Here is a 25,296-nt window from a genome sequence, read left to right as displayed (position 1 = left end):
AAAGTACTAATCTTTGATCGACCCACTGCGGATTTCGTAGGTTTCCGATTCCGTTTCCAGCAGTCTCTCGGCCGCCGACCGGTGCAGCCCGGCGGCCGCGGGGTCCCCGAGCCGGTCGAGGGTGTCGGCGAGACGCAGCTGGAGCGCGGCCTGGAGCCGGGTGTCCTGGGCGCGGCGGGCCCACTCCACCGCCTCCTCGCAGGTCCGCAGGCACTCCTCGGGCCGTCCGGCGTACTCCTGGACCCGGGCCGCCTCGCTCAACGCCCGCGCGTGGCCCGGGAGATCGGAGAGCCTCCGGTAGCCGGCCGCGGCGGCGCGCCAGCTCCGCAGGGCCTCCCCGTACCGCCCCGCATAGGTCTGCACGGCCCCCAGGCGGGCGTACAGCCGGGCCTGGTCGGCGCGCTCGTCCCGGGCGAGGCGCTGGGCGAGCGCCCGCCCGTACCAGTCCCCGGCCCGCTGCCAGTCCCCCAGCTCCTGATACGAGCCACCTACGGATTCCATTGCGCGACCGGTCGCATACGGGTCATTTGCTTTGCGCCCGGCATCCAAAGCCGACCGATATCGCAGCAGGGCGTCCTTCGTCCTGCCGGTCCTCGCATCCAGATCGGCCAGGTTGAGCAGGGCTGCGGCCCGCTCGCGGTGCAGCCCGCGCCGCTCGGCCACGTCCAGGACCAGCCGGTGCAGGCCGTACAGCTCGGGGGCGGCGGCCTCGGCACCCCGGTGCGCGGCGAGCGCCCGGACGAGCGAGGCGACGAGCCGGCGGGCCAGCGTGTCGATCTCCCCGTCGGCGACGGCGAGCCGGGCGGAGGCGAGGAGTACGGCCTGCCGGGAGTCCAGCCAGGCCGCGGCCGCCGCCACGCTCGGGAAACGCAGGGCGCGCGGCAGGCCGGCCAGTTTCCGGCGGGCGGGCGAGCCCTCGGGTTCGGTGACCGCACGGCAGGACTGGAGGAGCCGGACGGTCCGCTCCAGCATCCGGGCCCGGGCGAGCTGCACCTCGGCGGGCCGGTCGTGCTCCTCCAGCTGAGCACGAAGGAGGGGGACGAGGTGCGCGCGCACCTCGTACTGTCCGTCCTCGCCGCCCGAGACCAGCCCCAGGGCGGCGAAGTCGGCGAGGGTCGTCGCGGCCGCCGAGACCGAGCAGCCGGCCAGGGCGGAGGCGGTGTGGGCGTCGGCCCGGCCCAGCGGGGCGAGGGCGAGGAATCGCAGTATCCGGGCGGCGGTGGCGGGCAGCGCCTCGTGCGCGAGCAGGAAGGCCCGGGTGAGGGGATCGCCGCTCAGCCCGCGCAGCCGCTTGGCGAGGTCGGCGACGGAGGCCTTCGGCTGTACGGACAGCCAGCCGCCGGCGAGGACGACCGCGGCGGGCAGTCCCCCGCACTCCTCGACGAGGGTCTCGGCGGCCTGCGGGTCGACGGTGATGCGGACGGAACCGGTGAAGGAGGTCAGCAGCTCGATGGCCGACTTGGGGTCGAGCCCGCCGAGGGTGCAGGGCCGCACGTCGGGGATGCCGGTGAGCGGCCCACGGGCGACCCCGACGACCAGGGCGTCGGGATTGTCGGGGATCAACGGATCGGCCTGCTCGGCGTCGACGGCGTCGTCGAGGACGAGGACGGCGCGACGGCCGGCGAGGGCGCCCCGGACCAGCTCCGTCAGCTCGTCCTCCCCCGCCCCCGGGGGTTCGGCGACCCCCAGCGCGGCGAGGAGTTCCTGCGCGACCCGGGCGGTGGGGACGGGGTCGCCGCCGGGCTCGGTGAGCCGGGCGCGGAAGACCCCGTCGGGGTAGCGGTCGGCGAGCCCGGCGGCCAGCTCCTCGGCGAGGGCCGTCCGTCCGGAGCCGGGCTTGCCGGCGATGAGCAGGACCCGGGCGCGGGGCGCCTTGCGGCCGGTGAGGGTGTCGAGGCCGGTCCTCTCGATGTCGGCGCGCAGGGCCTTCAACTCCCGCTGCCGACCGAAGAACCGCCGGCTGCCGGCCGCCGCCACAGCCTGATCCGTCACGGGCCACGCTCCCGTCCACCTGTGCACGAGCCGATCCCGCGGGGGGGCTCCGCACGGGCGATTCCGAGCGTAGTTCAGCCCAGGAGGCACTCCCGGCGGAGCACGACGAAGGTTTCCCCCGATCGGATCAGCAGATCGTCACACCATGCGGGGCACGGCCCGGGGTCCTAGCCCTCGAAGGGCCTTGCCGGCCACGGGGCGTCCGCCGGGCGGAGGGTCTCCAGGCCGCCCTCGGCCGCCCGCGCCGCCGCCAGCGAAAGCACCCCCACCACCAGGCAGTTGTTGTGCAGCTCGCCCGCGAGGACGCCGCGCACGAGCTCGCCCACCGGCACCCGCGCGAGCTCCATGTCCGCCTCCTCCTCGGAGACCTCGAACCGCTCGCCCTCCGCCTCCGCGAGGCCCCGCGCCAGGAAGATCCGTACGGCCTCGTCGCAGCCGCCGGGCGTGGTGTAGACGTCCGTCAGGACCCGCCAGTCCTCCGCCTTGATGTGCGCCTCCTCGTACAGCTCGCGCTGGGCGGCGTGCAGCGGGTTCTCGCCGGGCACGTCGAGGAGTCCGGCGGGGATCTCCCAGAGCTTCTGCCGCACGGGGTGCCGGTACTGACGGAGGACGACCACGCGGTCCTCCTCGTCGAGGGCGAGGACGGCGACCGAGCCGGGGTGGACCTGGTAGTCACGGCGGTGGACCGAGCCGTCGGGCATGACCACGTCGTCCGTGCGGACACTCGTCTTGTTGCCCTTGAAGGGGGTGGCGGTGGCGACGACCTGCCACTCCTCGGGGGTGTCCTGCACGCGCATCAGCAGTAGTCCTCTCGTACGAAAACCGGGGTACGGGTCCCGGAAAGGGACTCGTACCCCGGCAACGTTAACGCCAGAGGACTACTTGCCCGTCTTGCGCTCCACGGCCGCCTTCACCAGGCCCGCGAAGAGCGGGTGCGGGCGGGTCGGGCGGGACTTGAGCTCCGGGTGCGCCTGCGTGGCGACCAGGTAGGGGTGGACGTCCTTCGGGTACTCGACGAACTCGACGAGCTTGTTGTCCGGGGACGTGCCGGAGAAGACCAGGCCGGCCTTCTTCTCCAGCTCCGCGCGGTACGCGTTGTTCACCTCGTAGCGGTGACGGTGGCGCTCCTCGACGTACGGCTCTTCGCCGTAGGTCTCGCGGACGACCGAGCCCTCGGCGAGCTTCGCCGGGTAGAGGCCCAGGCGCATCGTTCCGCCCAGGTCGCCCGCGCCCTCGACGTACGCCAGCTGCTCCTCCATCGTGGAGACGACGGGGTGCGCGGTGGCCGGGTCGAACTCGGTGGAGTTGGCCTCGGGGATGTCGGCCAGGTTCCGGGCGGCCTCGATCACGATGCACTGCAGGCCGAGGCAGATGCCGAGCAGCGGCACCTTGTTCTCGCGGGCGTACTGGATCGCCCCGACCTTGCCGGACACGCCGCGGTCGCCGAAGCCGCCGGGGATGAGGATGCCGTCGACGTCGCCGAGGTGCTTCGCGGCGCCCGCCGGGGTCTTGCAGTCGTCGGAGGTGACCCACTTGACCTTGACCCGGGCGCGGTTGGCGAAACCGCCGGCGCGCATGGCCTCGGTGACCGACAGGTAGGCGTCGGGCAGGTCGATGTACTTGCCGACGAGCGCGACGGTGACCTCGTGCTCCGGGTTGTGGACGCGGTCCAGGAGGTCCTCCCAGACGGTCCAGTCCACGTCGCGGAAGGGCAGGTCGAGCTTGCGGACGACGTAGGCGTCCAGGCCCTCGGTGTGCAGCACCTTCGGGATGTCGTAGATCGACGGGGCGTCGATGGCGGCGACGACCGCGGCCTCGTCGACGTCGCACATCAGCGAGATCTTGCGCTTGATGGCGGTCGGGACCTCGCGGTCGGCGCGCAGCACGATCGCGTCGGGCTGGATGCCGATGTTGCGCAGGGCGGCGACGGAGTGCTGGGTCGGCTTGGTCTTCAGCTCGCCGGAGGGGCCGATGTAGGGCAGCAGCGAGATGTGCACGACGAAGACGTTGTCGCGGCCGACCTCGTGGCGGACCTGACGGACGGTCTCCAGGAAGGGCAGCGACTCGATGTCGCCGACCGTGCCGCCGACCTCGGTGATGACGACGTCGACGTCGTCGGTCGCCATGCGGCGGATGCGGCCCTTGATCTCGTTGGTGATGTGCGGGATGACCTGCACGGTGTCGCCGAGGTACTCGCCGCGCCGCTCCTTGGCGATGACCTGCGAGTAGACCTGGCCGGTGGTGACGTTGGCCGAGCCGTCGAGGTCGACGTCGAGGAAGCGCTCGTAGTGGCCGATGTCCAGGTCGGTCTCGGCGCCGTCGTTGGTGACGAACACCTCACCGTGCTGGAAGGGGTTCATCGTGCCCGGGTCGACGTTCAGGTACGGGTCGAGCTTCTGCATCGTGACCCGCAGCCCGCGGGCCTTGAGGAGCGCACCCAGGCTGGAGGCGGTGAGGCCCTTGCCGAGGGAGGAGGCGACACCCCCGGTGACGAAGATGTGCTTGGTCGTCGTGGTGTTGGGCGGCATCGCCAAGAGGGGGCTCCCGTGGTCGCGTTCTGGAGGTGCGTACCGGCGTCCCCTCCGGAAGAATCGGGGGGTGCCGTCGCTGCGGTTTCGGTGTCCTCGGCTGTCGCCGTTTCCCACCGGTCCACGGGGTACCAGGGTATCAGCGACATCGGGAGACCGCTTCCGGCCACACGCGGCAGTCGGGTGTTCACGGACGGCGACGGGGCCGTCGGGGAGGGGGAAGCCGCAGCTCACCCGGGTGGAGCAGCGCGTCCGCCCGTGTGCTCACTCCGGGCAGGGGGCCGCGACGTATTCTGCTCGGACATCGCCCGCCCGGTCGGTCGGCGCATCCCGCACACTGGCCTGGTCGACCCTTCGCGCACATCACGCACATCACGCACATCCGTAGCAAGCGCCCCGCGGGGCGGACGTGGCCGTACGACTGGAGTGAAGCACGTGGCCGGGCGTATCGAGGATTACGCACTCATCGGAGACATGCAGACGGCCGCCCTGGTCTGCCGGGACGGCAGTGTGGACTGGCTGTGTCTCCCCCGCTTCGACTCGCACGCGATCTTCGCCGGGTTGCTCGGCACCGAGGAGCACGGGTTCTGGCGGGTGGGCCCGGCGGGGCCGGCGGACGCCGAGCCGGCCCCCGCCGACCGGCGCCGCTACCGCGGCGACTCGCTGATCCTGGAGTCCGAGTGGGACACCCCGCGCGGCACGGTCCGGGTGACCGACTTCATGCCGCCGCGCGACGGCGCGCCGCAGCTGATCCGGATCGTCGAGGGCGTCTCGGGCCGGGTGCGGATGCGTTCCTCGCTGCGGATGCGGTTCAGCTACGGCCGGATCGTGCCCTGGGTGCACAAGGTCGGGGAGCGCACGGTCGCGGTCGCCGGCCCCGACTCGGTGTGGATCGACACCGAGGCGGAGACCCACGGCAAGGACCTGACGACGTACTCCGACTTCACCGTGACGCCCGGCGAGCGGATCACGTTCACGCTCTCCTGGCAGCCCTCGCACAAGGAGCCGCCCGCGCTGCCGGACCCGGAGGGCTCGCTCGAGGCGACGGCCGACTTCTGGCGCGAGTGGGTCGAGCACTGCACGTACCACGGCCCCTACCGGGAGGCCGTGGTCCGCTCGCTGATCACCCTGAAGGCGCTGACGTACGCGCCGACCGGCGGGATCGTCGCCGCGCCGACGACCTCGCTGCCGGAGGAGATCGGCGGCGTCCGGAACTGGGACTACCGCTACACCTGGCTGCGGGACGCGGCGATCACCCTGTCCTCGCTGCTCCGCACCGGCTACCGCGAGGAGGCCCGCGCCTGGCGCGACTGGCTGCTGCGCGCGGTGGCGGGCGACCCGGAGAACCTGCAGATCATGTACGGCATCGCGGGCGAGCGGGAGCTCGGCGAGGCCGAGCTCGACTGGCTCCCGGGGTACGAGAACTCCGGCCCGGTCCGGGTCGGCAACGGCGCGGCGAACCAGCTCCAGCTGGACGTCTACGGCGAGGTCGCGGAGGCCCTGCACCTCGGACACATGACGGGCCTCTCCCGCAACGACTACGCCTCCCTGCTCCAGATCAAGCTGATCAACTACCTGGAGACGCACTGGGACCAGCCCGACGAGGGCATCTGGGAGGTCCGCGGCCCGCGCCGCCACTTCGTCCACTCGAAGGTGATGGCCTGGGTGGCCGTCGACCGCACGATCAAGCTGATCGAGTCCGGGGACGCCGACGGCCCGCTGGAGCGCTGGCAGGCACTGCGCGACGACATCCACCGGGACGTCTGCGAGAAGGGCTACGACAAGGAGCGGAACACGTTCACGCAGTCGTACGGCTCCCAGGAGCTGGACGCCTCGCTGCTGCTGATCCCCCAGATGGGCTTCCTGCCGCCGGACGACAAGCGGGTCATCGGCACGATCGAGGCGATCCAGCGCGAGCTGTCCACGGAGGACGGCTTCGTCCTGCGCTACCCGACGGCCGGAGAAGAGGCCGGGGTGGACGGCCTGGAGGGCGACGAGGGCGCGTTCCTCGCCTGCTCCTTCTGGCTGGCGGACGACCTGGCGATGATCGGCCGCGTCGACGAGGCGCGCACGCTCTTCGAGAAGCTCCTCGCGCTCCGCAACGACCTCGGGCTGCTCGCCGAGGAGTGGGACCCGCGGCTCCAGCGGCAGGTGGGGAACTTCCCGCAGGCCTTCAGCCACGTCCCGCTGATCGACACGGCGCTGCGGCTGACGGCGAGCGGGGCGTACGGCGGCTGAGGGGCGCCCGTGGGGGCCCCGACCTACGATGAAAGGGTCCTTGTCCCCCCTCGCGAAAGGGGGGCTCCCATGGCTCCCCACATCTCCGAAAGCGCCCTGGCCGGGCTCGTCGACGACCTGGCCGGTGAGGTGATCATCCCCGGCGGTCCGGGTTACGACGAGGCGCGTGCCCTGCACAACGGCATGATCGACCGGCGCCCGTCGGTGATCGCGCAGTGCGCCACCCAGGCCGACGTGTCGAACGCGATCCTGTTCGGCCGCGAGGCCGACCTGCCGATCGCGGTGCGCGGCGGCGGGCACAGCGTCGCCGGGACCTCCATGATCGACGGCGCGCTGGTCGTCGACCTCCGCAGGATGCACGGCGTCGTCGTGGACCCGGAGGACATGACGGTACGGATCGAGGGCGGGGCGACCATGGCCCATCTGGACCACGCCTGCCAGCCGTTCCACGTGGCGACCACCGGCGGGCGGGTGTCCACCACCGGCGTCGGCGGCTTCACGCTGGGCGGCGGATCGGGCTGGCTGGAGCGGAAGTTCGGCCTGGCCAGCGACAACCTGCTCGGCGTCGACCTGATCACCGCCGAGGGCAAGCACGTCCACACGGACGCGGAGGAGAACCCGGAGCTGTTCTGGGCGCTGCACGGCGGCGGCGGAAACTTCGGCGTGGCGACCGCGCTGACGATGCGGCTGCACCCGCTGCCCCGGATGAGCCTCGTCATGCTGCTGTTCCTGCCGGAGAACGCGCCCGAGGTGGTGCGCACGTTCCGCGGCCTCGGGCTGACCGCGCCCGACGAGATGGGTGGCGGCGCCATCTACATGCCGGCGCCCCCGGAGCCGTTCATACCCGAGGATCTGGTCGGCAAGCTGGTGTGCGGGGCGGTGTTCACGTACGCCGGGCCGGTCGACGAGGTGCGCGAGTTCGCGGCGCCGCTGTTCGCGCTGAAGCCCGCGGTGGAGATCGTCACGGACATCCCGTACGTGAACCTGCAGTCGATGATGGACGACCCGCCGGGGCTGCGGAACTACTGGTCGGCCGAGTACCTGCGGGAGTTCGACGACGAGGCCGTGGACGTCTTCTGCGCCCGCGGCGCGGGGATCCCGGCGGGCACGGCCACCCAGCACGTGCTGTTCCTGATGGGCGGGGCCGTCGCCGCCGGGCCCTCCCAGTACCCGCAGCCGTGGCGCACCGCGCCGTGGGCGGTGCACCCGTTCGCGACCTGGGAGGACCCGGCGTACGACGAGCAGGCGAAGCAGTGGGTGCACGACGTGCGGGCCGATGTGCGGCCGTGGGCGCTCGACGCGACGTATCTGAACTTCGTCGGCGACGAGGGCGAGCAGCGGATCGTCTCCTCCTTCGGGGAGAGGAACTACCGCCGGCTCTCCGCCGTGAAGGCCCAGTACGACCCCGACAACGTGTTCCGCTTCAACCAGAACATCGTGCCGGCCGGCTGACCGGGCTCATCGCAGCGCGGTGATCACCTCCCGGGCGGCGCGCTCGCCCTCGGTCGCCCCGCCTTCCATGAAGCCCTGGAAGTCGTACGAACAGTGCTCGCCGCCGATGTGGACGTTGCCCTGGGCGACGCCCTCGTACCCGGCGTACCGGTGGAGGTAGCCGACGGGCCAGTAGGAGTACGCGCCCAGGGAGTACGGGTTCTTGTGCCAGGCGGAGAGCTGGGCGCGGCCGGTGTACGCCCGGGAGGTGCCGGGGAAGAAGGCGTCGATGCCGGCCAGGTAACGGGTGGCCAGGTTCCGTACGTACGGGTCGGACTCGGTGGAGAACGGCCCGGCCGGGTTCAGGTTCCGGGCCAGGCTGCCGCCGCCGTACTGGAGGAGGATGCCGCCGGTGCCGCCCTGGACCTTGGTGGTGTCCCAGGTCTGCTGGACCTCGGTGTCGGTGAAGCAGTCGCCGGCGGAGACCCCGGGCCAGGGGCCGGTGCCGCGCCAGGGGCGGGTGCCGAACTGCATGTTGAGCTTGGTGCAGTAGCCCATGCGCGCGTCCCTCAGCAGGTTCCGCATGAGCGGGTCGAACCCGGCCTGGGAGAGGTCGAGTTGCTGGAGGATCGGCAGCGGGACGCACAGGATCGTGTGGTCGGCGGTGACGGTCCTGGTGGCGCCCGCCTCGGTGAAGGTGAGCGTCTGGGTGCCGTCGGCGTTCGCCCGTACGGCGGTCAGCGACCAGCCCGTGCGCAGGGTGCCGGGGGCGAGCGCCCCGGCGACGGCGTTCGGGAGCAGGTCGTTGCCGCCGACGACGTGGTAGCGCTCGTTGGAGAGGCCCCAGATGTTGAAGTTGCCGGGATTGGTCTGGTAGCCCATGAGCAGGACGAGGGCGAGCGCGGACTGGTCCGTGGTGTCGGCGCCGTACTCGACGTTGTAGGCGACGTCCATGAACCTGCCGAGCGGTGAGGAGTGCCCGCCGGGGACGCGGCTCTCGATCCAGTCGTACAGCGACATGTCGTCGAGGGCGGTGCCGGTGGGGGTGGTCTGGTTCCACTTCACCTCGCCCGCGTCGAGCAGATCGCGGTGGAGGGCCTGGTAGACGGCGTTGAAGTCCGCGTCGGCCTGGGCACGCGGGTAGTAGGCGCCGTCGAACCAGAGGACCTCCTCGGCCCCGTTGGGCCCGCCGCCGAGGAAGTCCTCGGTGGCGAGGTTGAAGCGGCGGCAGAGTTCCAGGATCTTCTTGTGGCTGGTGTCGATCAGCTCGCCGCCGATCTCGGAGGTCTGGCCGTACGCCCAGTGGTCCCGCTGGGTGTACATGCGGCCGCCGACCCTGGACGGGTTCGCCTCGTAGAGCACCGGGCTCAGGCCGGCGTCCTGGAGGGTGAGGGCGGCCGTGAGGCCGGAGATCCCGGCACCGACGACGGCGACCCGGGCGGTGCTCTTCACCGGCGGGGTCGGGGTGGCCGCCGCGGCGGGGACGGCCGGGCCGACGCCGACGGCGATGCCGGCGGCAGCGGCGTACTTGAGGAGGGACCGGCGCCCGAGGGCGTCGGCTCTCAGACCGCGCAGCTCGTCGACGGGGAGGCGCAGCCGTCGGGCGGCGGCGTGCTCGGCGGCGAGGTTCTTCAGGAGGTGCATCGGGTTGGTGCGTGCCATGGGGCGCTCCTGGAGGGGGACGGGATCAGCTCTGGGGTACGGGGACGGTCTCCGTGCGGGTGTCGTCGGGGCGTTCGGCGGCGTCCTCCAGGACGATCCGGCCGATGATCTCGTAGCGTTCGGGCCGCTTGGCCTTGAGGTGGAAGCCGAGGCCGAGGCCGCCGAAGAAGACGGCGCCGACGATCCAGGGGATCGCCTTGAAGAAGAGGGAGTCGGCGGCGAGACCGGCCGCGGTCTCCATGTTCATGACCAGCAGGACGACGACGGCGATCATGCCGATGCCGCCGAGGAGCGGGGCCGTGAGGGTCCTGAACCAGTGCCGGTCCTCGGGGTGGTTCTTGCGGAAGTAGCCGATGACGGCGAAGGAGCAGAGGGTCTGCACGATGAGGATCGCCATCGTGCCGAGGATCGCGAGCAGCGTGTAGAGGTGGATGTACGGGTCCTCGCCGGCGAGCCAGAAGGCGGCGACGAGGGCGACGGCGATCGCGCTCTGCACGTACGAGGCGATGTACGGCGAGCCGTGCCGGGCGTGCGTCCGGCCGAGCGCCGGGTGGAGGAAGCCCTCCCGGCCGATGGCGTACAGATAGCGCGAGGCGCACTGGTGGAAGGCCATGCCGCAGGCGAAGGAACCGGTGAGCAGCAGCCACTGGAAGGCGTCGACGGCCCAGGCGCCGATGAAGGTCTGGGTGGGCGCGAAGAACAGGTCGAGGGGGCTCGCGGACGAGGACAGCTTCACGGACCCGGCGAGCCCGTTCCCGGCGATCGTCATCCACGACACGTAGATGTAGAAGAGGCCGACGCCGACGACGGAGATCAGGGTGGCGCGCGGGATGACCCGCTTGGGGTCGCGGGACTCCTCGCCGTACATCGCGGTCGACTCGAAGCCGACCCACGACCAGAAGGCGAAGAAGAGGCCGAGCCCGGCGGAGGTGCCGGTGAAGGCGTTCTTGGGGTTGACCGGCTCGACCGGGATGCCGTCGGGGCCGCCGCCGGCGATCAGGACGGCGGTGGCGACCGCGAAGAGGACGGCGATCTCCGCGACCAGCATCACCCCGAGCGCCTTGGCGGTGAGGTTGATGTCGAAGTACGACAGGACGGCGGTGACGGCCAGCATGACCGCCGCGTAGAGCACCCACGGCAGGTCGACGCCGAGCTGGTCGGCGACCGTGGTCTTGGCGAAGTAGGAGAAGACGCCGACGATCGAGGCCTCGAAGACGATGTACGCGAGGACGGCGAGCATGCCGGAGGCCATGCCGGCGATGCGGCCGAGGCCGTGCGAGATGTAGCCGTAGAAGGCGCCGGCGGCCGTGATCCGCTTGGCCATGGCGACGTAGCCGACCGAGAAGACGGTCAGGACGAGCGTCGCGAAGAGGTATCCGGCGGGTGCGCCGGTGCCGTTGCCGAAGCCGACGGCGATGGGGAGGTTTCCGGTCATCGCCGTGATCGGGGCGGCGGTGGCGACGGCCATGAAGACGACGCCGACGAGTCCGACCGAGTTCGCCTTGAGCCGGTGGACCTCGGGGGTGGTGTTCCCTGTCGCGGGATTCCCTGGGATGGGGTTCTCTGCCATGGCCCGAGAGGATCCTCGCGGGTGACGTAGGCCACAATCGACATGCGGTCGCGCAATTCCCGCCACGGGACGACGAGTTGTCGCCCCGGTGTACGAAGTGTCCGGTCCCGTGACCGTGGGGTGATGTCGCGGAAACACGGACGCGGGTAGCGTCCGGCTCCATGGACAATCAGGGCGGGATCACCGTGCAGCGGGCCCTCGAGCTCCCCGGACTGCGCGGCGGGCTCCCGGAGGTCGTGGCCGGCGCGGACCGGCTGCACCGCACGGTGCGCTGGGTGCACGCGGGCGAGGTGCCGAACATCGCGTCGCTGCTCAAGGGCGGCGAACTGCTCCTCACGACGGGCCTCGGCCTGGGCACCCGCCCGGCCGAGCAGCGGGCCTTCGTCCGCCGGCTCGCCGACCGGGGCATCGCCGCGCTCGTCGTCGAGCTGGGCCCGCGCTTCGCCCGCCTCCCGGCGACGATAGTGGAGACCGCGCGGGCGGCCGGCCTGCCGCTCGTGCAGCTCCACCGCGAGGTCCCCTTCGTCGCCGTGACGGAGGAGATCCACACCGAGATCGTCAACGGCCACTACGCCCTCCAGCGGCAGGCCGAGGAGGTCCACCGGCAGTGCACGGAGGCGCTGCTCGGCGGCGGCGGGGTCCCGCAGGTGCTGCGCATCCTCTCCGACTTCGCCGCGAACCCGGTCTTCCTGGAGACCGCCGACGGACAGCTGCTGTACGCGGCCGGCACCGAGTCCGCGCCCGCCGACCCGCTCCAGGTGTGGGACGGGCTGCGCGGCCAGCGGGCGGCCCGCGAGTCCGGCCCGCCCACCGGCACGGTCCTCGTCGACGTGCCCGGCGGCGGCCCCGGCACGGGCTCGGTGCGCGCCCGCCTCGTCCTGCTGGCGGTCTCCGGCGCCCTCTCCCCCGTCCACCGGATGGCGGCCGAGCGGGCGGCGGGACTCCTCGCGGTCGTCCTCATGCAGGCCCGCCAGGAGGAGGAGCTGGCCGCGCGCGGCCGGGGCGACTTCCTGACGGACCTCGCGGAGGGCCGCATCTCGGCGGAGGACGCCCCGGCGCAGGCCCGCGTCCTCGGCTTCAAGCCGGGCGAGGGCCCCCTGCTCCCCGTGGTCATGCGCCTGGCCCCGGAACTGTCCCCCTCGGGCAACTGGGCCCTGCTGGCCCGCGCGGTCCTGGAGGAACTGTCCTCGGTGGGCGTCCCGGCCCTCCTGGGAGTCCGCCCGGTGGAAGGCCGAGTGCCCCTGCTCCTGGGCCTCCGCTCGGAAACGGAACGGACGGCGGTCGCGGACCGGGTCGCGGCGGCGCTGCGCGCGGGCGTGGAACGGGCCGGCCTGGAACGCGCCGGGGTGCACGCGCCGGTCGTCGTGGTCGGCGTCGCGGGCGGCTGGGCGGCGGCCTCGGCGGGCCTGCGGCACGCGGCGGAGACGGCGACGGCGGCGCAGGGCCTGTCGGACCTGCCCTGGTACGACGCGCGCCGCCTCGACATCGACCTGCTGCTCTGGCGGCTGCGCGACCACCCGGACCTGGCGGCCTTCGTGGACCGCGCGATCGGCCCGCTGCGGGACCACGACAAGGCGTCCCGCCCGCCGCTGCTCCCGACCCTGGAGACGTACCTGGCGCACGCGGGGCGCAAGGCGGAGACGGCGCGCGAGCTCCACCTCAACCGCCAGACGCTCTACAACCGCCTGGCCCGCATCTCCGAACTCCTCGGCACGGACCTGGACGACCCCCAGACGGTCCTGGCCCTCTCCTTGGCCCTGAGGGCCCGCCGGCACACGCCCTGACCCCGTGTGTGGGTGGTCGTCCCCCAGAGCGGGAGGACCACCCACGACGAAGGGCTACCGCCCCGTCAACTCGTCGTACACCGCCAGCACGTGCGCGATCGTCTCGTCCTCCGTGGGCCAGGACCCCGCCTGCACCCGCCCCGCCGCCGCCAGGTCCATCCGGCGGTCCACGTCGGACAGCAGCCCCCGCACCGCCCCCGCGAGGGCCCCCGCGTCCCCGTACGGCACCAGCTCCGCCGCGTTCCCGACGAGTTCCGGTACGCCGCCGACGGCCGTCGCGACGAGCGGCACCCCGAGCCGGAGCGCCTCCTGGGCGAGCAGGGAGCGGGCCTCCCACCGTGACGGCAGGACGGCGACGTCGGCGGCGGCGAGCAGCTCGGCGACGTCGTCCCGGCGCCCGATGAGCCGCACGGCGAGCCCCTCCTCGAAGATCCGCCGTTGCAGGAAGGCCCGTTCGCGCCCTTCCCCGGCGATGACGAGCAGCGGCTGCGGGTCGAGCTCCCGCCACTCCCGCGCCGCGTCGAGCAGCGTCCGGTACCCCCGCCCGCGTTCGAGCGCGCCGACGGCCATGAGCAGGGGCCGGTCGACGGCGCCGAGTTCGGCGCGGGCCTTGCCGTCGTGGAGGCAGACGGGCCCGCGCGCGGCGGGCACGGTGACGGGGGCGAGGCGCGCGTCCCGGGCCCCGCGCCGCCGGGCCCGGTCGACGAGTTCGGAGGAGGTGCCGAGGACGACGGTCGCGGCCCGCGCGGCCTTGCGTTCGAGGAGCCGCAGCACCCCGCCCCGCGCCCCGTCGACGTGGTTGCGGCTGTGCCAGGTGGTCACGAGCGGGGCCCGGCCGCCGCCGGCGAGCGCGAGCGCGGCCCGTACGGAGGCCTGGAGGCCGTGCGCGTGGACCACGTCCGCGCCGATGCAGGCGTTGCGGAGCGCGGTGACGGTCGCGGGGTCGCCGAGGCGCGGCAGGGGCACGAAGTGCGCGCCGGCGCCCAGGTAGTCGTATGCGCGGTCGAGTTCGGCCGGGGCGCACACGGTCACCCGCACGCCCCTCTCCACCAGCCCCGAGGCAAGTGATCGGACGTGTGCGCTGCTGCCCGCGCCGCCGCCGCCCAGCACTTGGACCGTACGGAGCTGTGTCACGCGCCCAAGGATGCCAGTCCGTGCCCTCGACCGTACGCACGTTCCGGCACCGAAGTGGCGTCGTTCCGGTGTGCGGAAGGCGTACGGGCCGGGCACGCACACCACGGGTTCACCCACACGGGTGAGCGCACGAATTCCGGGCCCGCTCCCCCCACACAGCTTTCACGCCGTCAGGCGGAAGCCGCCCGCTCTCCCCACACCGCCGCCGCGACCAACCCGGCCGCGTGCGCGGCGAGTCCGAGCCGCCCGTTGGAGCCCGCGACGGCGCTCCCGACGGCGGCACCGAGCGCATGCGCGCCCATGTCGCCGAGCATGGTCACATCGCCGAGGTCGTCTCCGAGGACCGCCGCCGCGGCCCCCATCGGAGCGGCGGCGAGGGACCCCCGGAGGAGCCCCGGCGCGGAGAGCCCGAGCACGAGGAGGCCCGCGCGCCCCGGCCGTACGTCCACGAGGTTCACCAGGTGGGCGGTACCGGCGATGACGACGCCGGCGAGGACCTTGTCGACGGGCTTCTCCTTGAGGAGGGCCCCGGCGGCGAGCGAGGCGGCGCCGATCCCGAACAGCTTCACCGCCCCACTGGTCACCTCACCGCCCCGGAGCGCCGCCAGATGCGCCCGGAACCCCCGACGGTGGTCACCGCGCAGATCGTCGTGGCGCCCGCACACGGCCGCCGCGGCGACGGCCAGGGCGGCGGCGGGTGCCGTGGGCAGGACGGCGACGGCCGAGCCGAAGGCGGCGGCCGGTCCGGACTGGAGACGGACCGGCCGGCCGGCTTGGTTGGTCCGCTCCCAGCCGCCCGGGTTCCCCGGCGGCCGCCGCAGCAGCTGCCCGTACGCGAGCCGGGTCGCCCCGAAGGCGGCCGCGAACGTCCCGATCCGCCCGAGGGCCCCCGAGGCGACGCTCACGCGTCCGCCCGAGCCGTGGCGAGGAGCTCCTCCGCGTGGGCCCTGGCCGTCTCGGAGTCCTCCTGGCCCGCGAGCATCCGGGACAGCTCCCGGACCCGCTCCTCGCCCTCCAGGACGGTGACGCCGGAGCGGGTCACGGAGCCGTCGTTGGTCTTCTCGACGAGCAGCTGCCGGTCGGCGAAGGCCGCGACCTGCGGGAGGTGGGTGACGACCACGACCTGCGCGGACTTGGCGAGCTTGGCGAGCCGGCGGCCGATCTCGACGGCCGCCTTGCCGCCGACGCCCGCGTCGACCTCGTCGAAGAGGTACGTCGGCACCGGGTCGACCCCGGCGAAGACGACCTCCACGGCGAGCATCACCCGGGACAGCTCACCGCCGGACGCGCCCTTGGCGATGGGCCGGGGCGGGGCGCCGGGGTGCGGGGCGAGCAGCAGCTCGACCTCGTCGGCCCCGGACGGGCCGTAGGCGACCCGCCGGCCGCCGACCTCGACGCCCTCGGGGTCCTCGGTCTGGGCGATGGCGAAGGACACGCGCGCGTGGGGCATGGCGAGCGAGGCGAGTTCGGCGGTGACCGCGGCGGCGAACCGGGCGGCCGTCTCCGTACGCGCGTCGGTGAGCCGCTGCGCGAGCACGGACAGCTCGTCGCGCAGCCGGTCCCGCTCGGCGGTGAGCTCCTCGATCCGGTCGTCGTCGCCGTCGAGCTCGCCGAGCCGCCCCGCGCTCTCCTCCGCCCAGGCGAGGACGGCGCCGATGTCCTCGCCGTACTTCCTGGTCAACTGGGTGAGCAGGGCCCGCCGTTCCTCGACGGCGGCGAGCCGCAGCGGATCGGCGTCCAGGTCGTCGGCGTATCCGGCCAACTCCTGCGCCACGTCCGACAGCAGGATGGAGATCTCGCCCATCCGGTCGGCGAGCCCGGCGAGCGCCGGGTCGTGCGACCGCACGGCCTCCAGGGCCCGGCCCGCGCCCGCGACCAGGGTGGTCGCGTCGACGGCCTCGGGGTCCTCGGGGTTGCCCGCGAGCGCACCGTGCGCGAGCGCGGCGGCGGAGGCGAGGGCCTCGGCGTGCCCGAGCCGCTCGGCCTCGGCGGCCAGTTCGACGTCCTCGCCCGCGCGCGGCTCGACGGCCTCGATCTCGCCGAGCCCGAAGCGCAGCAGATCGGCCTCCTGGGCGCGTTCCCTGGCCCGGGTGGTGATCTCGTCCAGTTCGGCGGTGACGGCGCGCAGCCGCCGGTACGCCTCGCCGTAGGCGGCGAGCGGCACGGACACGGCCTCGCCGGCGTACCGGTCGAGGGCGCCGCGCTGCCGGGCGGGCTTCAGCAGGCCCTGCTGGTCGGTCTGGCCGTGGACGGCGACGAGCTCGTCGGCGAGCTCGGCGAGCAGCCCGACGGGCACGGAACGCCCGCCGAGGTGGGCGCGCGAGCGTCCCTCGGCGGAGACGGTGCGGCTGACGAGGAGCACGCCCTCGTCGAGCTCGGCCCCGGCCTCCTCGGCGCGTACGGCGACGGGCGCGCTCGCGGGCACGCTGATCCGCCCCTCGACGACGGCCGAGGCCGCGCCGATCCGCACCAGGGCCGGGTCGGCCCGTCCGCCCAGCAGCAGCCCCAGGCTGGTCACGACCATGGTCTTGCCCGCACCGGTCTCACCGGTCACCGCGGTGAAGCCGGGTGACAGCTCGACCACCGCGTCGTCGATGACCCCGAGCGACCGTATCCGCATCTCCTCCAGCACGCCCCAGACCATACGAGGTTTCCCGGGTCGGATGCGACATCACCCCCGGGCGTAACCCTCGGGAGCACCAGTCGTTACGGGGCGGGTCAGCGCGGTGCGCCCCGCCATCCCGAGACCGGCAGGGCGAACTTGGCGACGAGCCGGTCCGTGAAGGAGGCGTGGTGCAGCCGGGCGAGCCGGACCGGCACGGCGCCCCGCCGCACCTCGACGCGCGCGCCCGCGGGGAGCTCCACGGTCCGCCGCCCGTCGCACCACAGCACGCCGTGCGGGGTGTGCGGCTCGACCTCGACGGTGAGCACCGACCGGGGGGTGGTGATCAGCGGCTTCGCGAAGAGGGCGTGGGCCCCGATCGGGACCATGAGCAGCGCCTCGACCTCGGGCCAGACGACCGGGCCGCCCGCCGAGAAGGCGTAGGCGGTGGAGCCGGTGGGTGTCGCGCAGATCACCCCGTCGCAGCCGAAGCCGGTCACCGGGCGCCCGTCGATCGCGAGGACGACCTCCAGCATCCGCTCCGGCGAGACCTTCTGCACGGCGGCCTCGTTCAGCGCCCAGTCGCGGTGCAGGACGTCGCCGTTCTCGTACACGGTGACGTCGAGGGTCATGCGCTCCTCGACCTCGTACGCCTTGGTGACGACCCGGTCGACGACCTTGTCGAGGTCGTCGCGCTCGGCCTCCGCGAGGAAGCCGACGCGCCCCAGGTTGACGCCGAGCATGGGCACGCCGGAGGCGCGGGAGAACTCCGCGCCGCGCAGCAGGGTGCCGTCGCCGCCGAGGACGACGAGGAGTTCACAGCCGTCGAGCGCGTCGGAGCACGCCTCCGGCACCTTCTCTACGGACGGCGGCAGCGGCAGGTCCGCGGCCTCGGCCTCCAGGACGCGGACGCCGATGCCGCAGCGCAGCAGCCCCAGGACGACCAGTTCGGCGCTGCGCACGGCGGCCGGGCGGCCGGTGTGCGCGAGCAGGAAGACGGTGCGTGTTGTTCCCGATGGTGCTGCTGCAGTTGAGCTCAACGAGGTCCCTCCGCCACGGCGCGGTCGACGTCAGCCGGATCCAGCGCGGGCGCGCCTGCCCGCAGCCACAGAAAGTACTCGACGTTGCCGGAGGGGCCGGGCAGTGGGCTGGCGGTGACGCCGAGGACGCCGAGGCCGAGCTCGCCGGCCTGCCGGGCCACGTTCTTCACGGCGTCCGCGCGGAGTTCGGCGGAGCGTACGACTCCGCCGGTGCCGAGCCGCTCCTTGCCCACCTCGAACTGCGGCTTGACCATCAGGACGAGGTCGGCGCCGGGCGCCGTGCAGGCCGCGAGGGCGGGCAGGACGAGCCCGAGCGGGATGAAGGACAGGTCGCCGACGACGAGGTCGACGGGGACGCCGTCGATGGCGTCGAGCGTCAACTCGCGTACGTTCGTGCGGTCCTTCACGGTGACGCGCTCGTCGCTCTGCAGCGACCAGGCGAGCTGTCCGTAGCCGACGTCGACGGCGACGACGTGAGCGGCGCCCGCGCGCAGCAGGACGTCCGTGAAGCCGCCGGTGGAGGCCCCGGCGTCCAGGGCTCGCCGGCCCTCGACCTGGAGGCCCTGGGGCACGAAGGCGGCGAAGGCCCCGGCGAGCTTGTGGCCGCCGCGCGAGACGTAGTCGGGGTCGGCGTCGTCCTGGGCGACGACGATGGCCGCGGCGGTCTCGACCTGGGTGGCGGGCTTGGTGGCGACGGTCTTGCCGACGGTCACCCGGCCCGCGGCGATCAGCTGGCTGGCGTGCTCGCGCGAGCGCGCGAGCTTGCGCCGTACCAGCTCGGCGTCCAGACGGCGGCGTGCCGGTCCTGCCACGTTCGGTTCAGCTCCTGTTGTCGTACGGACGGGGGGCGGGGTGCGCGTCGAGCGAGGTCAGCTCGGCGCGCAGTCCACGGTGTACATCCTCGTACACCGCCAGGTGTCCGTCCGCCGGGAGGTGGTCGAGTTCGGCGAGGCGCGCGAGGCCGGCGTCGACGGCGGGATGGCCGGTGGTCTCCACGGCGACACCGAGCGGCGCGGGTCCCGCGGGGTCGTCCGTCGCGGCCGGGGCCTGCTCCTGCGGGGCTTCGGGGGTGGCGTCGCTCATGCCCCGACGCTACCGCGAAGCCCTGGGGTACCGTCGACGGCGATGGCGACGATCACGGAGTGCCGCGGCGCACTGGACAGACTTTCGGACAATCTCGCGCGGGCGGACGAGGGCGTGCGCGGCGCGGCCGCGCTCGACCGCAGCCTGAGCTGCCACATCACGGACCTGGACACGACGTTCACGGGCCGCCTCGCGGACGGCCGGATCCGGGTCGACTCGGCGGTGGACGGCCCGCCGCCGGCCAAGGCGCAGATCCGGCTCGCGATGACCGGCGACGACCTGGTGGCGATGGTGGACGGCGAGCTGAACTTCGCGAAGGCCTGGGCCGCGGGCCGGGTCAGACTGGAGGCCGGCTTCCGCGACCTCCTCAGACTGCGGTCACTGCTGTAGCGCGACGACCCTGAGGGCACTTCTGCGACGCGGGCTCCCGCGCTTGTGCCCGCACGATCACTGCGGTGACCCGGGCTCCCGCGTTCGTGCCCGCACGGTCACTTCTGCAGCGCGGGCTCCTGCGCCTGCGCCCCCGCGGTCGCCCGGACGCGCGCCTTCCGACCGGCCGGCACGACCAGCGGCGTCCCCGTCTCGGGGTCCTCGATGACCTGGCAGCGCAGCCCGAAGACCCGCTCGACGAGTTCGGCGGTCACCACCTCCGCCGGCGCTCCCTCCGCGACGACCTCGCCGTCGCGGACGGCGATGAGGTGGGTGGCGTACCGGGCGGCGTGGTTGAGGTCGTGGAGGACGGCGACGAGCGTCCGCCCCTGCGTCTCGTGCAGCTCGGCGCACAGGTCGAGGACGTCGATCTGGTGCTGGATGTCGAGGTACGTGGTGGGCTCGTCGAGCAGCAGCAGCGGCGTCTGCTGGGCGAGCGCCATGGCGATCCACACGCGCTGCCGCTGACCGCCCGAGAGCTCGTCCACGTACCGGTCGGCCAGCTCGGCGACGCCCGTCGCCGCCATGGACTCCCGCGTGATGCGCTCGTCCTCCGGGGACCACTGGCGCAGCAGCCCCTGGTGCGGGTAGCGGCCGCGCGCGACGAGGTCGGCGACGGTGATGCCGTCGGGGGCCACGGAGGTCTGGGGCAGCAGCCCGAGGGTCTTCGCGACCTTCTTCGCGGGCATCGCGTGGATCGACTGCCCGTCGAGCAGGACGCGACCCTCGCTGGGCTTCAGCATCCGGGAGAGGGCCCGCAGGAGGGTGGACTTGCCACAGGCGTTGGGCCCGACGATGACGGTGAACGAGTGGTCGGGGATCGCGACGGACAGATCGCGGGCGATGACCCGCTGCTCGTACGCCAGGGTGACCGATTCCGCGCTCAGGCGCTGCTGCCGACCGTCCATACCCGCACTCCCGGTGTCTCGTCCGTGGTCGGTTCAGGCGGTGACGACCACGATCACGCGAAGTTAGGTTAGCCTACCCAACCCCGTCGATCGGTCACGCCCCGAGCTGCGCGAGCACCTTCCCCGCGTCCGGCACGCCACCGCCCGCCCGGTCCGCCTCCGACCAAGCCGCCCCGCACAGCGCGCGCACCGCGTCCAGCACGTCCGCGCCCTCGCCCGGCGTGCCGTCGAGGACGAGCTCACCGCCGCTCACGGACGCCCGCCACCCCCCGCACACGTAGCCCCCGCCCCCGCCCGCGACCACCTCGGGCTGCCCCACGAGCAGCCCCCGCAGATCGGCCGCCACATACGTGGGCCGGTGCTCGGGCACGGCCGCGAGCAGCTGCGCCACGTCCGTCACCCCGGTCAGCACGAGCAGCGAGTCCACTCCGCCGTTGAACGCGCCCTCGATGTCCGTGTCCAGCCGGTCCCCCACCACCAGCGGCCGCCGCGCTCCCGTCCGCAGCACCGTCTCCCGGTGCATCGGCGGCTGCGGCTTCCCCGCGACCTTCGGCTCGTACCGGCCCCCGGTGGCGATCCGCACGACCTCCACCGCCGCCCCGTTGCCCGGCCCGATCCCCCGCGCCCCGGGGATCGTCAGGTCGGTGTTGGAGGCGTACCAGGGCACCCCCCGCTCCACCGCGTAGGCCGCCTCCGCGAACCGCCCCCACCCCATCTCGGGCCCGCCGTACCCCTGCACGACCGCCGCCGGGTCGTAGTCCGCCGACTCCACCGGTACGAGCCCCCGCTCGCGCAGCGCCACCCGCAGCCCCTCGCCGCCGATGACGAGCACCCGGGACCCCGCCGGCACCTCGTCCGCGATCATCCGGGCCACCGCCTGCGCCGAGGTGACCACGTCCCCGGCCTCCGCCGGCACGCCGAGGTCCGTCAGGTGCTCCGCCACCTCACCGGGCGTCCGCAGCGCGTTGTTGGTGACGTACGCCAGATGCATCCCGCCGGCCCGGGCGACCCCGAGCGCCTCCACGGCGTGCGGAACGGCCTCCCCTCCCGCGTACACGACACCGTCCAGGTCCAGGAGCGCCGTGTCGTACGCCTCGCACAGCGCGACCGCGCTGCCGCCCGGGTGCGCCCTGCCGCCGTCCCGCTGTCCCTGGCCGTTCCGCACCGTCACCGCACACTCCTCAGATCACCGGGTGAATTCCCCCACTCTCCCGATCATCGCTCATGCCCGCCCACATACGATGACAGGATGAACACATCAGGTCACGCGGCCGACGACGTCCGCGACGACACCACGGGCCTGCACCTGACCCCGTTCCGCGGGCTCCGGTACGTCCCCGAGCGGGTCGGCAGCCTCGCCGCCGTGATGTCCCCTCCCTACGACGTCGTCGTACGACCTGACGGACTGCTCCATCTGGAGTCCGCCGATCCGCACAACATCGTGCGGCTGATCCTCCCCCAGGCGATCACCGCCGGCACCCGCCACCGCAAGGCCGCCGTCACCCTCGACCGCTGGCTCGCGGACGGCGTCCTCGCTCCGGACCCGGAACCCGCGCTCTACGTGTACGAGCAGAGCGGCGACGGCATCCTCCAGCGCGGCGTCATCGGCGCCCTGGAGCTCTCCACCCCGGCGGAGGGCGTCGTCCTCCCCCACGAGGACGTCATGCCGCACGTCGTCGAGGACCGCGCCGCCCTGATGCGGACCACGGCAGCCAACCTGGAGCCCCTGCTCCTCACGTACGTCGGGGCGGAGGAGGGCGGCGCCGCAGCGGTCATCGAGAGCACCGTCCGGCGCGAGCCCCTGTTCTCCACCACCACGGAGGACGGCTTCCAGCACCGCCTCTGGGCGGTCACCGAACCCGCCGAACTCGCCGTGATCGCCGGCGAACTGGCCCACCACCAGGCCCTCATCGCCGACGGCCACCACCGCTGGGCGACATACCTGCGCCTCCGCGAGGAGCACGCGGCCCCCGGCCCCTGGAACTACGGTCTGGTCCTCCTCATCGACACCGCCCGCTACCCCCTGCGGGTCCGCTCGATCCACCGCCTCCTCAACCGCCTGCCGGTCGCCGACGCCCTCGCGGCCCTCGGAGACACGTTCCGGGTGCGCAGGATCGACCGGCCGCTCCCCGTGGCCCTGGAGGCCCTGGAGGCCGCCGCGGCCGAGGGCAACGCCTTCCTCCTCGCGGGCGACGGCACCTTCCACCTCCTCGACCGCCCGGACCCGGCCCTCCTCGACCGCACGATCCGCACGGACCGCCCCCAGGCCTGGCGGACCCTGGACGCGACGGTCCTGCACTCCACCCTCCTGGAGCACGTCTGGCACATCCCGGACGCCCCCGAGGACATCGCCTACATCCACGACACGGAGGCCGCGGTCGCCCAGGCGGAACGCCGCGGCGGTACGGCGGTCCTCATGCATCCGGTACGGGAGGAGGTCGTCCGCGACCTCGCCCGCCAGGGCGTCACGATGCCCCGCAAGTCCACCTCGTTCGGCCCGAAGCCGGCGACGGGCCTGGTCCTGCGAAGCCTGGCGCTGGACTGAGCACACCGAGACGCAGAAACGCAGAAGGGCGGCACCCACCGGGTGCCGCCCTTCTCGCTACGCCAGGGGATCAGCCCTTGTCGCCGTCCCGCTCGTCCTCGTCGTCCTCGTCGTCGATGTCGTCGACCTCGACGACACCCGACTCCTCGGACTCCTCGGACTCGTTCTCCACGTCGTCGTCGGACTCGTCGAACGCGTCGACGAACTCGACCCCGTCCATCTCGGCGAGCCGGTCGGACGCGTCCGTGGCGCCGTCCTTGTCGGCCTCCAGGGCCTTGGCGAACCACTCGCGGGCCTCGCGCTCACGGCCGGCGGCGAGCAGCGCGTCGGCGTACGCGTACCGCAGGCGCGCGGTCCACGGGTGCACGGCGCTGGAAGCGAGCTCGGGGCTCTGCAGCGTCACGATGGCCGCGTCGAGCTGACCCAGGTCGCGGCGGGCGCCTGCGGCGACGAGCCGCATCTCGACCTGCCCGGCCTTGTCCAGCTTCTGCACCTCGGGCTCACCGGCCATGGCGAGGGCACGCTCGGGCCGGCCGAGGCCGCGCTCGCAGTCGGCCATGACGGGCCACAGCTCGACACCGCCGCTCATCCGGCGCGCGGCACGGAACTCGGCCAGCGCCTCGGAGTACTTCTGCGTCGCGTACGCGGCGAAGCCGGCGGCCTCGCGGACGGCCGCGACACGGGAAGCGAGCCGCAGGGCGACGCGCGAGTACCCGTACGCCTTCTCCGGGTCCTCGTCGATCAGCTGGGCGACCATGACCAGGTTGCGCGAGACGTCCTCGGCGAGCCCCTTGGGCAGGCTCATGAGCTCCTGACGCACATCCGGGTCGATCTCCTCACCGGTGACCTCCGGCGGGATCGGCAGACGCTTGATGGGCGCGCGGTCGCCACGGTCCCGGTCGTCACGACGCCCGAAACCGCCCCGGTCGTCCCGGCCGCGGAACCCACCGCGGTCGCCGCCCCGGTCGCCACGGTCGTCGCGGCGGAAGCCACCGCGGTCGCCGCCCCGGTCGCCACGGTCGTCGCGGCGGAAGCCACCGCCACGGCTGTCGCCACCACGGTCGTCACGCCGGAAGCCACCGCCACCACGGCTGTCGTCCCGGCGGAACGACGAGGGACGCTCGTCACGGCGGTCGTCACGGCGGAAGCCGCCACCGCGGTTGTCGCCGCCACGGTCGTCACGCGAGGGGTACGAGGGCCGGTCGTCCCGACGGAACGACGACGGACGCTCATCACGGCGGTCGTCACGGCGGAAACCACCGCCACGGTTGTCACCGCCACGGTTGTCGCCGCCACGGTCGTCACGGCGGAAGCCACCGCCACGGTTGTCGCCACCACGGTCGTCACGGCGGAAGCCACCGCCACGGTTGTCGCCACCACGGTCGTCACGGCGGAAGCCACCGCCACTGCGGTTGTCGTCACGCTGCCCGTAGGAGGGACGCTCGTCCCGACGGAACGACGGACGCTCGTCACGCCGGTCGTCGCGACGGAAGCCGCCACCACGGCTGTCACCACCACGGTCGTCACGCTGCCCGTAGGAGGGACGGTCGTCCCGACGGAACGACGGACGCTCGTCACGCCGGTCGTCGCGACGGAAGCCGCCACCGCGGTTGTCACCGCCACGGTTGTCGCCGCCACGGTCGTCACGGCGGAAGCCACCGCCACTGCGGTTGTCGTCACGCTGCCCGTAGGAGGGACGCTCGTCCCGACGGAACGACGGACGCTCATCACGCCGGTCGTCCCGGCGGAAGCCGCCACCGCCACCGCGGTTGTCACCGCCACGGTCATCGCGACGGAAGCCGCCACCGCCACGGTTGTCGCCACCACGGTCATCGCGACGGAAGCCACCGCCGCGGTTGTCCCCGCGGTCGTCACGGCGGAAGCCGCCACCGCGGTTGTCGCCACCGCGGTCATCACGGCGGAAACCGCCACCGCCACGGTTGTCGCCACCGCGGTCATCGCGACGGAAACCGCCACCGCCACGGTTGTCCCCGCCACGGCTGTCGCCGCCACGGTTGTCATCCCGGCGCGGTCCACGGAAGCCGCCCCGGTCGCCACCGGCACCGTCCCTGCGACGCGGCTCGCGCTCCGGACGGTCGTCGGGAGAGTTGGTGGACATCGTCGTGACTCCTGTCTTCGGGTACTGCAGTCATTCTCGCGCAGCCGGCACTCAGCCGCGCATCGGAAAAGTCAAGCAAAAAACAAAAGGACCTCTGGTCCCAGCGTGAACGCTGGGACCAGAGGTCCTGAAGAATTGTTCGGCGGTGTCCTACTCTCCCACAGGGTCCCCCCTGCAGTACCATCGGCGCTGAAAGGCTTAGCTTCCGGGTTCGGAATGTAACCGGGCGTT

General features: G+C 73.2%; 19 protein-coding genes, 1 rRNA gene and 1 pseudogene. 5 read left to right on the top strand and 16 right to left on the bottom strand.

Features of this window, described 5'->3' with window-relative positions; translation table 11 throughout:
- Nucleotides 1–6: 6 nt before the first annotated feature.
- From GGE06_RS31130 to pyrG, 3 genes are all read right to left on the bottom strand, one after another.
- Complete coding sequence (locus GGE06_RS31130) at nt 7–1,992, bottom strand: AAA family ATPase (protein WP_312883374.1); 1,986 nt, start codon at nt 1,990–1,992, stop codon at nt 7–9.
- A 167-nt stretch (nt 1,993–2,159) separates the two neighbouring features.
- Nucleotides 2,160–2,789, bottom strand: a complete 630-nt coding sequence (locus GGE06_RS31125; RefSeq protein WP_116161747.1) for an NUDIX domain-containing protein — start codon at nt 2,787–2,789, stop codon at nt 2,160–2,162.
- Nucleotides 2,790–2,870: 81 nt separating this feature from the next.
- Nucleotides 2,871–4,520 carry a CTP synthase gene (gene pyrG, locus GGE06_RS31120; RefSeq protein ID WP_116161746.1) on the bottom strand — a complete coding sequence of 550 codons (1,650 nt, stop codon included), beginning with the start codon at nt 4,518–4,520 and terminating at the stop codon, nt 2,871–2,873.
- A 435-nt stretch (nt 4,521–4,955) separates the two neighbouring features.
- Here pyrG and GGE06_RS31115 point away from each other — a divergent pair, with 435 nt between their 5' ends.
- Nucleotides 4,956–6,758 (top strand): glycoside hydrolase family 15 protein, encoded by a 1,803-nt coding sequence (locus GGE06_RS31115; RefSeq protein WP_116161745.1) that lies wholly within the window; start codon nt 4,956–4,958, stop codon nt 6,756–6,758.
- 69 nt (nt 6,759–6,827) lie between these two features.
- Nucleotides 6,828–8,210 carry an FAD-binding oxidoreductase gene (locus GGE06_RS31110; RefSeq protein WP_116161744.1) on the top strand — a complete coding sequence of 461 codons (1,383 nt, stop codon included), beginning with the start codon at nt 6,828–6,830 and terminating at the stop codon, nt 8,208–8,210.
- Nucleotides 8,211–8,216: 6 nt separating this feature from the next.
- Here the strand turns inward: GGE06_RS31110 and GGE06_RS31105 are convergent, their stop codons facing one another.
- A complete protein-coding gene (locus GGE06_RS31105) occupies nt 8,217–9,851 on the bottom strand; it encodes a flavin monoamine oxidase family protein (RefSeq protein ID WP_116161743.1) in 1,635 nt (544 codons plus the stop codon).
- Nucleotides 9,852–9,876: 25 nt separating this feature from the next.
- Nucleotides 9,877–11,421 carry an APC family permease gene (locus GGE06_RS31100; RefSeq protein ID WP_116161742.1) on the bottom strand — a complete coding sequence of 515 codons (1,545 nt, stop codon included), beginning with the start codon at nt 11,419–11,421 and terminating at the stop codon, nt 9,877–9,879.
- A 161-nt stretch (nt 11,422–11,582) separates the two neighbouring features.
- On the opposite strand from GGE06_RS31100, the gene GGE06_RS31095 reads away from it, so the two are divergent.
- The gene (locus GGE06_RS31095) at nt 11,583–13,205 is read left to right on the top strand and encodes a PucR family transcriptional regulator (protein ID WP_116161741.1); all 1,623 of its coding nucleotides are present in this window, start codon (nt 11,583–11,585) and stop codon (nt 13,203–13,205) included.
- 54 nt (nt 13,206–13,259) lie between these two features.
- Here the strand turns inward: GGE06_RS31095 and GGE06_RS31090 are convergent, their stop codons facing one another.
- The 6 genes from GGE06_RS31090 to GGE06_RS31065 all read right to left on the bottom strand — a co-directional run bounded on the left by GGE06_RS31090 (nt 13,260) and on the right by GGE06_RS31065 (nt 19,064).
- Nucleotides 13,260–14,339, bottom strand: a complete 1,080-nt coding sequence (locus GGE06_RS31090; RefSeq protein ID WP_116161740.1) for a glycosyltransferase family 4 protein — start codon at nt 14,337–14,339, stop codon at nt 13,260–13,262.
- A 170-nt stretch (nt 14,340–14,509) separates the two neighbouring features.
- On the bottom strand, nt 14,510–15,244 hold the full coding sequence (locus GGE06_RS31085; protein ID WP_184932400.1) for a hypothetical protein: 735 nt from the start codon (nt 15,242–15,244) through the stop codon (nt 14,510–14,512).
- A complete protein-coding gene (recN, locus tag GGE06_RS31080; RefSeq protein ID WP_116161738.1) occupies nt 15,241–16,983 on the bottom strand; it encodes a DNA repair protein RecN in 1,743 nt (580 codons plus the stop codon). The genes GGE06_RS31085 and recN overlap by 4 nt, the downstream gene beginning before the upstream one ends.
- A 74-nt stretch (nt 16,984–17,057) precedes the next feature.
- Nucleotides 17,058–17,981 (bottom strand): NAD kinase, encoded by a 924-nt coding sequence (locus GGE06_RS31075; protein ID WP_116161737.1) that lies wholly within the window; start codon nt 17,979–17,981, stop codon nt 17,058–17,060.
- Nucleotides 17,978–18,793 carry a TlyA family RNA methyltransferase gene (locus GGE06_RS31070; RefSeq protein WP_116161736.1) on the bottom strand — a complete coding sequence of 272 codons (816 nt, stop codon included), beginning with the start codon at nt 18,791–18,793 and terminating at the stop codon, nt 17,978–17,980. Before GGE06_RS31070 ends, GGE06_RS31075 begins: the two co-directional genes overlap by 4 nt.
- Nucleotides 18,794–18,800: 7 nt before the next feature.
- The gene (locus GGE06_RS31065; RefSeq protein WP_116161735.1) at nt 18,801–19,064 is read right to left on the bottom strand and encodes a hypothetical protein; all 264 of its coding nucleotides are present in this window, start codon (nt 19,062–19,064) and stop codon (nt 18,801–18,803) included.
- A 42-nt stretch (nt 19,065–19,106) separates the two neighbouring features.
- Here GGE06_RS31065 and GGE06_RS31060 point away from each other — a divergent pair, with 42 nt between their 5' ends.
- The gene (locus tag GGE06_RS31060) at nt 19,107–19,454 is read left to right on the top strand and encodes an SCP2 sterol-binding domain-containing protein (RefSeq protein WP_184932399.1); all 348 of its coding nucleotides are present in this window, start codon (nt 19,107–19,109) and stop codon (nt 19,452–19,454) included.
- A gap of 98 nt (nt 19,455–19,552) precedes the next feature.
- Here the strand turns inward: GGE06_RS31060 and GGE06_RS31055 are convergent, their stop codons facing one another.
- Both GGE06_RS31055 and GGE06_RS31050 read right to left on the bottom strand, forming a co-directional pair.
- Nucleotides 19,553–20,401, bottom strand: coding sequence for an ABC transporter ATP-binding protein (locus tag GGE06_RS31055; RefSeq protein WP_184932398.1), 849 nt, complete (start codon nt 20,399–20,401; stop codon nt 19,553–19,555).
- A 94-nt stretch (nt 20,402–20,495) separates the two neighbouring features.
- Nucleotides 20,496–21,572: an HAD hydrolase-like protein gene (locus GGE06_RS31050; RefSeq protein WP_184932397.1), complete on the bottom strand. Its 1,077-nt coding sequence runs from the start codon at nt 21,570–21,572 to the stop codon at nt 20,496–20,498.
- A gap of 78 nt (nt 21,573–21,650) precedes the next feature.
- On the opposite strand from GGE06_RS31050, the gene GGE06_RS31045 reads away from it, so the two are divergent.
- A complete protein-coding gene (locus tag GGE06_RS31045) occupies nt 21,651–22,946 on the top strand; it encodes a DUF1015 family protein (RefSeq protein ID WP_184932396.1) in 1,296 nt (431 codons plus the stop codon).
- Between the two features lie 70 nt (nt 22,947–23,016).
- Here GGE06_RS31045 and GGE06_RS42105 read toward each other — a convergent pair whose 3' ends face one another.
- The 3 genes and pseudogenes from GGE06_RS42105 to rrf form a co-directional block, all read right to left on the bottom strand.
- Nucleotides 23,017–23,811, bottom strand: coding sequence for a tetratricopeptide repeat protein (locus GGE06_RS42105; RefSeq protein WP_220378601.1), 795 nt, complete (start codon nt 23,809–23,811; stop codon nt 23,017–23,019).
- A 15-nt stretch (nt 23,812–23,826) separates the two neighbouring features.
- Nucleotides 23,827–24,426 (bottom strand): annotated as a pseudogene (locus tag GGE06_RS44265) (hypothetical protein); the annotation flags it as partial.
- A gap of 776 nt (nt 24,427–25,202) precedes the next feature.
- Nucleotides 25,203–25,296: ribosomal RNA gene (gene rrf, locus GGE06_RS31035) — 5S ribosomal RNA — on the bottom strand; the annotation flags it as partial.

Source organism: Streptomyces nymphaeiformis (assembly GCF_014203895.1).
Lineage (GTDB): Bacteria > Actinomycetota > Actinomycetes > Streptomycetales > Streptomycetaceae > Streptomyces > Streptomyces nymphaeiformis.
Note: the sequence above shows the minus strand (reverse complement) of the source record. Positions and strands in the feature narration are given on the sequence as shown.

What these genes read in the sequence shown, in the direction of transcription:
- GGE06_RS31125 (WP_116161747.1), bottom strand. Translation starts at nt 2,789, where the DNA reads ATGCGCGTGCAGGACACCCCCGAGGAGTGGCAGGTCGTCGCCACCGCC.
- pyrG (WP_116161746.1), bottom strand. Translation starts at nt 4,520, where the DNA reads ATGCCGCCCAACACCACGACGACCAAGCACATCTTCGTCACCGGGGGT.
- GGE06_RS31110 (WP_116161744.1), top strand. Translation starts at nt 6,828, where the DNA reads ATGGCTCCCCACATCTCCGAAAGCGCCCTGGCCGGGCTCGTCGACGAC.
- GGE06_RS31105 (WP_116161743.1), bottom strand. Translation starts at nt 9,851, where the DNA reads ATGGCACGCACCAACCCGATGCACCTCCTGAAGAACCTCGCCGCCGAG.
- GGE06_RS31100 (WP_116161742.1), bottom strand. Translation starts at nt 11,421, where the DNA reads ATGGCAGAGAACCCCATCCCAGGGAATCCCGCGACAGGGAACACCACC.
- GGE06_RS31095 (WP_116161741.1), top strand. Translation starts at nt 11,583, where the DNA reads ATGGACAATCAGGGCGGGATCACCGTGCAGCGGGCCCTCGAGCTCCCC.
- recN (WP_116161738.1), bottom strand. Translation starts at nt 16,983, where the DNA reads ATGGTCTGGGGCGTGCTGGAGGAGATGCGGATACGGTCGCTCGGGGTC.
- GGE06_RS31065 (WP_116161735.1), bottom strand. Translation starts at nt 19,064, where the DNA reads ATGAGCGACGCCACCCCCGAAGCCCCGCAGGAGCAGGCCCCGGCCGCG.
- GGE06_RS31060 (WP_184932399.1), top strand. Translation starts at nt 19,107, where the DNA reads ATGGCGACGATCACGGAGTGCCGCGGCGCACTGGACAGACTTTCGGAC.
- GGE06_RS31055 (WP_184932398.1), bottom strand. Translation starts at nt 20,401, where the DNA reads ATGGACGGTCGGCAGCAGCGCCTGAGCGCGGAATCGGTCACCCTGGCG.
- GGE06_RS31045 (WP_184932396.1), top strand. Translation starts at nt 21,651, where the DNA reads ATGAACACATCAGGTCACGCGGCCGACGACGTCCGCGACGACACCACG.